The sequence below is a fragment of the Micromonospora sp. NPDC005163 genome, from assembly GCF_053599835.1.
The window spans coordinates 1-7,986 of record NZ_JBSFYP010000125.1; the positions used below are offsets into that span (position 1 = coordinate 1).

Consider the following 7,986-nt stretch of genomic DNA (forward strand, 5'->3'; position numbering starts at 1 on the left):
CACCCGGCGACGCGGCGCGCGACGTCCGCCCGGGTGGGCCGCCGCCGGCTGCGGGCTGATCGGTGCGGTCGCGGTGACGGTCGCGGTGGTCGCCGGTCCCGGGCCGGGGTTCACCGGGTACGTCAGCGAGGCGGGCATCGCCGGCGGCGGCCACGCGGCGACGTACCGGATCGGGATCCTCGCACTGGCCGGCTCGCTGCTGCTGCTCGCCGCGGCCCTGCCCCCCGGGGTGCGGGCGGCGCCGGCGCTGCTCGCCGCCGGTGCCGTGTGCACCGCGCTGTCCGGGGCGGTCACCTGCTCGGCCGGCTGCCCGCTGCCGCCGTTCGAGCGCGCCACGGTGGCGGACCTGGCGCACGGCGGCGCGAGCATCGCGGCGACCGCGTCGGTGGTGTTCGCCATGATCGCGCTCGCCGTGGCCGGCCCGGTCGACCGGGCGGTACGCCGACTGTCCGGCACGGCCGCCGCGCTGAGCCTCCCGCTGTGCGCCACGGTGGGGCTGGGCCTGCTCGTCATCGGTCGGGGCACCGTGGTGGGCGTGCTGGAGCGGCTGATCCTCGCGCTGGCGATCCTGTGGGGCCTCGCCACCGCCACCACCCTCGCCCTGACCCGCCGGTAGGGCGTGTAAGGAGCGTCACCCCGATTCGCGCCTTGCGATGGCCACTCACCGGCGTATCGTCGGCTGGCGATGACCAATCTCTGGGACCTCACCGTTCGCCTGTACGTCGATCTTCGACTGCAGGCCAGCGGCAGCTGTCCGGCGTAGCTGCGCTCCCACGCCTACCCCGTTCAGCCCAGACAATTGGATCAATCCTCATGCCCTTCGGCCTGCGCAAAATTCCCTTCTCCGTGCAGATCCTGCTCGGCCTCGTGCTCGGCGTGGCGCTCGGCTTCCTGGCCCGCACCAACGACCTGAGCTGGCTGACCAGCACCCTGCACACCGTCGGCAGCCTCTTCATCCAGCTGCTCAAGCTGGCCGTGCCGCCCCTGGTCTTCACCGCCATCGTGGTCAGCGTGGTCAGCCTGCGCGGCGTCGCCAACGCCGCCCGGCTCGCGCTGAAGACCCTGATGTGGTTCGGCATCACCGCACTGATCTCGGTCGCCATCGGCATCGGCCTCGGCCTGGTGACCAACCCGGGCAGGGGCGTCACCCTCGACCTGGGCGGCGCGGCGCCGCCGAAGAACACCGGCTCGTGGACGGACTTCCTCACCGGCATCGTGCCCACCAACCCGGTCGGGGCGTTCGTCGAGGGCAACGTGCTCCAGATCGTCTTCCTCGCCCTCGTGGTCGGGGCCGCGGCGCTGCTGGTGGGCGACGCCGCCGAGCCGTTCGTGGCGCTGAACCGCTCGCTGCTGGAGATCGTCCAGAAGGCGCTCTGGTGGGTCATCCGGCTCGCCCCGATCGGCACCCTCGGCCTGATCGGCAACGCCGTCGCCTCGTACGGCTGGGACCTGCTGGCCCCCCTCGCGAAGTTCACCACCGCCGTCTACGTCGGCTGCGCCATCGTGCTGTTCGTGGTCTACCCACTGGTGCTGATCTTCGCCGGCCGGCTCAACCCGCTGCGCTTCTTCGCCGGCGCGTGGCCGGCGATCGAGCTGGCCTTCGTGTCCCGCTCCTCGGTGGGCACCATGCCGGTGACCCAGCGCTCCGTCGAACGGCTCGGCGTGCCCCGCGAGTACGCCTCGTTCGCGGTGCCCTTCGGCGCCACCACGAAGATGGACGGCTGCGCCGCGATCTACCCGGCACTGGCCGCGATCTTCGTGGCGCAGGTGTTCGGCGTGCACCTCGGCATCACCGACTACCTGCTGATCGCCTTCGTCTCGGTGGTCGGCTCGGCGGCCACCGCCGGCCTGACCGGCGCGATCGTGATGCTCACCCTCACCCTGAGCACGCTGGGCCTGCCGTTGGCCGGCGCCGGCCTGCTGCTGGCCATCGACCCGATCCTGGACATGGTCCGCACCGCCACCAACGTGGCCGGGCAGGCGCTGGTGCCGACCGTGGTCGCCGCCCGCGAGGGCACCCTCGACCGGGCCGCGTACGAATCCGCCGGTCGGCGGGACCTGACCGATCCGGAGCCGGTCGCGGACAGCCGGCCCGACCGGCGGGACGAGCTCACCCCCGTCCCCGCCTGACCGGTTCGCATCGACGACGACGGGCCCCTCCCCGGGGGCCCGTCGTCGTTTCCGAGAGGATGACGAGATGAGCTCCCTGTTCACCCCACTGGCCCTGCGCGCGGTAACCCTGCCCAACCGGATCGCCATGGCGCCGATGTGCCAGTACACCGCCGGCCCGGACGGTCTGCCCACCGACTGGCACCTCATCCACCTCGGCAGCCGGGCGGTCGGCGGGGTCGGGCTCGTGCTGACCGAGGCGACCGCCGTACTGCCGGAGGGCCGGATCAGCCCGCAGGACACCGGGCTGTGGTCCGGCGCGCACGTGGACGCCTGGCGGCCGGTGACCGCGTTCGTCACCGATCACGGCGCGGTGCCCGCGGTCCAGCTCGCGCACGCCGGCTTCAAAGCCTCCACGCACCGGCCGTGGGCCCCGAGCCGCGGCGGCGTGCCGGACACCGAGGGCGGCTGGACGCCGGTCGGCCCCGGGTCCGAGCCGTTCGTCGCCGACTACCGGGTGCCGACCGCCCTCGACGTGGCCGGGATCGCGGGCGTGGTCGAGGCGTTCGCCACCGCCGCCGAACGCGCCCTGGCAGCCGGCTTCGCGGCCGTGGAGATCCACGCCGCGCACGGCTACCTGCTGCACGAGTTCCTCTCGCCGCTGACCAACCACCGCACCGACTCCTACGGCGGTGGCCGGGCCGCCCGGATGCGGCTCACCCTGGAGGTGGCCCGCGCGGTGCGCGCCGCGGTCGGCGAGAACGTCCCGGTCCTCACCCGGATCTCCGCCACCGACTGGGTCGAGGGTGGCTGGACGATCGAGGACAGCGTGGTGCTCGCCGGCGAGCTGGCAGGTGTCGGCGTGGACCTGGTCGACACCTCCTCCGCCGGTGTGAGCGTGGACCAGCGCATCCCCCTCGGTCCCGGCTACCAGGTGCCGCTGGCCGCCCGGATCCGCCGCGAGGCCGGCGTGCCGACCGGCGCGGTCGGTCTGATCGTCGAGCCGGAGCACGCCGAGCAGATCGTCGCCGGCGGCGAGGCCGACCTGGTGCTGCTCGGCCGGGAGTTGCTGCGCGACCCGTACTGGCCGCGCCGGGCCGCCGCGAAGCTCGGCGTGGCGTACACCGGGCCCGCCCAGTACGCCCGCGCCGCCTGATCCCCCGCCGGCCGGGCGGCTGCCGTGCCGGGCAGCCGCCCGCCGTCAGCCGGCCAGGTGCGACCAGTCGCCCTCCAGGTCCCGCCAGGAACCCTGGGCGGCCACCGTGCCGCCGAGCAGCACCACCACGTGGTCGGCGCGGACCAGCGCGGCGCGCTTGGCGGTCGAGCCGACCACGGTCACCCCGTGCGCGCGCAGCGCCTGCCACAGCGCCAGCTCGGTGGTGACGTCCAGTGCCGACGACACGTCGTCGGCGACCAGCAGCTCGGTACGCGGCGCCAGCGCTCGGGCCAGCGCCAGCCGCTGCAACTGGCCACCGGAGAGCCGGGTGCCCTTGTGCCCGATGAGCAGACCCAGCCCGCCACCCGCGGCGGCGAGGTCGTGGTCGAGCTGGGCGGTGCTGACCGCCCCGGCCGCGTCCACCTGGTGGCCGAGCGCGATGTTGTCGGCCACCGTGCCGGAGAGCACCCGGGGTAGCTGGCCGACGTAGCCGACCTGGTTGGGGCGCAGGAACAGCTCCGGCTCGGTGACCGGGTCGCCGTTCCAGGACAGCTCGCCGGTGTGGTGCACGATCCCGGCCAACGCCCGCAGCAGCGAGGACTTGCCCGAGCCGACCGGCCCGACGACCAGAACCAGCTGCCCGCGCTGCACGGTCAGGTCGACGTCCCGCACGGCGGCCGTACCGTCGGTGTGCACCACCCCGAAACCGCGCAGCTCCAGCCGGCGCAGCGGGTGCCGTGGCGGCGGCGTCGGCGCGGGCGCCGTTCCGGCGGCCAGGTCGACGGCGGACACCCCGGCTGAGTACGCGCCCACCCCGGTCATCGCCACCGTGCGCCGGGTCCAGACCCGCGCGGAGGGCAGCTGGGAGATCAACGACGCGGTGGTCCAGGCGAACCAGCGGGCCGCGCCGAGGGTGGAGACGGCCACCAGCACCGCTCCGGCGGAGAGCCCACCGGTCAGGTAGAGCGCCCACGCGCCGATCGGCAGCAGGCCACTGGCCACCGACGGCGTGGAACGCGACCACACCTGCACCGAGATCTCCCGCCGCTGCCGGTCACTGCGCAGCACGTCGAGATCGGCCAGGTGGCGCAGCACCGCCGCGGTCGCACCGGCGAGCTTCACCGTCCGCGCCGCGGAGAGCGCGGAGACCAACGCGGTGGCGAAGGCGGCCCGCGCCGCCACGGTGGCCCGGGCCGCGCGCTCGAGCTTCGGCCCGAACAGCGTCGCGGCCAACCCGGAGACGACCATCGTGCCGAGGAAGAACAGCGCCGGTACGACGCTGCCGGTCACCGCCGTCATGGCGACCACGAGGATCAGCGCGACGGCCTGGTCCAGCACGTTGTCGGCGAGCTGGACCACCCGCTCGGTGTCACCGCCCTGCGCCACCACCTCCGCCGGGGTGTGCGAGCTGACCCGGCGCGGCCCGGTCTGGCCGTGCACGAGGCGCAGGCCGATCCGCAACATCTGCCGTACCCACCACTGCGGGAACCAGACGTGGGTGTAGAACGGCAGCGGCAGGGTGACCAGCAGCCCGGCCACGATCCCCAGTGCCGGCAGGTACGGGTTGCCGGTCCCGTCGACCAGGTCGGCCCAGAGCCAGGGCAGCACCGGGCCGTCCAGCCCGAGCAGGGAGAGCCCGAGGAACAGCCCGATCGCGGCCAGCCCGTACCGGGGGTCGTTGGTGCAGAGTCGGACGATCTCCCGCAGGGTCCGGGCCGGCGGGACGGGCGGCAGTGGCGGCGGGTCGGCGCGTTTCGGCTCGACCGGCTCGACCCGCGTGGCCGGCTCGATCGGTTCGATCGTCGGGCCGCTCGGCCAGGCGCCGGCCGGGCCGGGGCCGACCAGCAGGTCGGTGCCGGCGCCGGTGCGACCGGCCGGCACCACCGCGGCGTACGCGGCGGCGTGGCTGGTCGCGAGCAGCTCGGCGAAGCGCGTCGACGTTTCCAGCGGGCCGGCCTCGACCACCGCGCCGTCGGCCAGCACCACCACCTCGTCGCAGCGGCGCACGGAGGAGAGCCGGTGCGCGATGACGATGCCGATCCGGTCGCGCAGCAGCCGTTCAGTGGCCCGCTGCACCCGTGCCTCGGTGACCGGGTCCAGCCGCGCGGTGGCCTCGTCGAGGATCACCACGTGCGGGTCGCGGACCAGGATCCGGGCGAACGCCACCAGCTGCTCCTGACCGGCGGAGAGCACGTGCCCGCCCTCCCCCAGCCGGGTCGCCAGCCCGTCCGGCAGTTCGGCGATCCAGCCGGCGAGGCCCAGCTCGTCCAGCGCTCGGGCCGCGGCGTCGAGCAGGTCCGGGTCGAAGAGCGCGACGTTCTCGGCGAGCGTGCCGGCCAGGATCTCGGTGCGCTGCGGCACCAGCGCCACCCAGCGGCGCAGCTGCTCGACGTCGAGGTCGCACAGGTCGGTGCCGCCGAGGAAGACCGTTCCCGGCGGCACGTCGACGGCCCTGGTGAGCACCTTCGCCAGTGTCGACTTGCCCGAGCCGGTCCGCCCGATCAGCGCGTACGAGCGGCCACGCGCGAAGGTGAGGCTGACCCCGCGCAACGCGGTCCCCCGGCCACTCTCCGGCCCGCTCACCTGGTACCCGAACGTCAGGTCGCGGATGCGCAGGTCACCGTCGGTCGGGCTGGCCCCGCCGAGGGGCTCCTGCCGGGCCTTCTGGAGCAGCTGCACCCGCGCCCACGCGCCGAGAGCCTCCTGGAGCTCCGGCACCATGCGGCTGACGTGCTCCGCGGTGGCTCCGAAGGCGAGGGCGAGCAGCCAGATCGCGGTAAGGCGGGCGGCGTCGATCCGGTCGGTGGCCAACGCCCAGGCCCCGCCGAGCACCACCACCCCGATGCCGCCCCGGATCGTCGCGGTGGCGGCCGTGGCCACCCGGGCGGACAACACCCAGACCAGGCGGCCCCGGGACAGCACGGCGGCGGCCCGTCGGGCGTACAGCCGCAGCACGTACGGCCGGGCCAGACTGGTGCGGACGTCGTCCTGGCCGTGCACCGCCTCCTCCATCACCGCGGCCAGGTCCGACCAGGCCTCCTCCTCCGCCATCCGGGCCGGACCGATCCGCGCCGTGGGCCGGCGCAGGCCGACGGCGAGCGCCACCGTGAGCAGGAGCATCGCGATCCCTGCCGGCCACCACACGGCCAGCGCGACGACCATCGACAGCAGGCCGACGCAGAGTCCCTGGGCGAGCCGGGTGCCCTGGTTGCGGACCGCCGACGCCACCTGGTAGACGTCCCCGTCGATGCGGTCGAGCAGCTCGCCCACCGGGGTGGTCTCCAGGGTGGGCAGGTCCTGCCCGAGCGCGACCCGGCAGAGCCGCCGCCGCACGTCGGCGGACCAGTCGGCGCTCAGACCGGCCATCAGCAGGCTGACCGCCAGATCGGTGAGCACCACGGCGACCAGCGCCGCCGCCAGTACCGTGAAGAAGCCGGCCGAGCGATGCACCAGCACCGCTCCGGCGAGCGCCGACGCGCCGGCCTGACCGGCGGCGCCGAGCACGATCAGGACGGCCACGATCGTCAGGCGACGTGGCGAGGTGCCCCACAGATCACGGAGCAGGCGCATCGGTGTCCTCCGGACGTGGGTGGCGGAGAACTCAGCGTGCCTGTTACGACCCTGTCCACTCAACCGATTTACCCGCTCTGAGCAGGGCTTCCGATCAGGTCTGGGCACCTGACCCGCGATGCTCGGGCAGCGCCGCCCGCACGCCCACGACGGCCGGTCGGGTTGACGGACCAGCCAGTCCACGGCAACCACCCGCCCCACGCCGAACAGCGCCTAAAAAGGGCGACGGGCGCATCCCGCTCGGCCGGCAGATCGCCATTGATCGCCGTTCGCCCCGATTCCCGCGCCAGGGTGCGGCGGAGCCCGGATCGCTCGCTGCTCCCGTTTGGTCCCTGTGGGTGGACGCGGCCGGGTGCGCCCTTCTCGGGGGCGGTCGGTGTTGTGAGCGATATACCTGTGAGGCATAAATATGCCTCTGAGGTATACCGCTCGTTGACCACCTCGCCCAAGGGTTCGCTTCATCCTCGTTCGCGGTGATCGTCTCGATGTCAGCGATGTCGGTGGTGCCGGCGATTTCGAGAATGTCGGCGATTTCGGGGATGTCCCGGTGTCCCGGGCGGCCGGATGGCCCGATATCGGTGATACCGAGTCGATCAACCCCAGCCGATCGAGCTGAGCCCGCGACAGCCGGCAATCTCCGCGTCGAATGTCCGGTATCGGGTGACTCTGGGCTGTGACCGGGTGCACTCGTGGGGTGGAATCGTGGCGGGCCGGGGGTCGTTACACACCCTGACGATCGCAGCACCACCGGCCCGGCACCCCGCCCCCGCAGGGTTGGGATGGCAGCCAGGCCCGGATTGGAATGCCCGCAGGTAGCCGGTCGTTGCAGACACCTGACCGACCGCACCAGCACCCCTCACCCGGGGCCGCTGGAACGGAGCCCCCGCTCACCGGGGTGCCGATGGATGGGCCAACCCCGGAATGCCCGCGGCCCGGCGGTCGTTACACACAGACCCGGCGCCACGAGCCCCCCGCCCGTAGGCCGCCGACCGATGACTTTCCCCCATGCAGTTGAAAGCGCCGGACGAGGTGCTCGCACCCTTGCGCCGTCCCCCTCGGGGCGTGTGGGTGTCTACCCCCCTGAAGGAGCTGACCCCCTCATGAACACGATCATTCGTAAGAGCATGCTGTCTGTTGCTGGTCTCGCGTTC

4 protein-coding genes are annotated in these 7,986 nt (G+C 73.6%); 3 read left to right on the top strand and 1 reads right to left on the bottom strand.

The genetic code is table 11. The features are described 5' to 3' along the window. The 3 genes from ACWD6N_RS36815 to ACWD6N_RS36825 form a co-directional block, all read left to right on the top strand. On the top strand, nucleotides 1-616 hold a 616-nt coding region (locus ACWD6N_RS36815), incomplete at its 5' end, for a DUF998 domain-containing protein (protein WP_450006612.1). Nucleotides 617-825: 209 nt separating this feature from the next. Beyond that, nucleotides 826-2,130 carry a dicarboxylate/amino acid:cation symporter gene (locus ACWD6N_RS36820; protein ID WP_354963321.1) on the top strand — a complete coding sequence of 435 codons (1,305 nt, stop codon included), beginning with the start codon at nucleotides 826-828 and terminating at the stop codon, nucleotides 2,128-2,130. A 67-nt stretch (nucleotides 2,131-2,197) separates the two neighbouring features. After that, a complete protein-coding gene (locus ACWD6N_RS36825) occupies nucleotides 2,198-3,265 on the top strand; it encodes an NADH:flavin oxidoreductase/NADH oxidase (protein WP_387325482.1) in 1,068 nt (355 codons plus the stop codon). Between the two features lie 45 nt (nucleotides 3,266-3,310). Here ACWD6N_RS36825 and ACWD6N_RS36830 read toward each other — a convergent pair whose 3' ends face one another. Then, nucleotides 3,311-6,835, bottom strand: coding sequence for an ABC transporter ATP-binding protein/permease (locus tag ACWD6N_RS36830; protein ID WP_354963267.1), 3,525 nt, complete (start codon nucleotides 6,833-6,835; stop codon nucleotides 3,311-3,313). Between the last annotated feature and the right edge of the window lie 1,151 nt (nucleotides 6,836-7,986).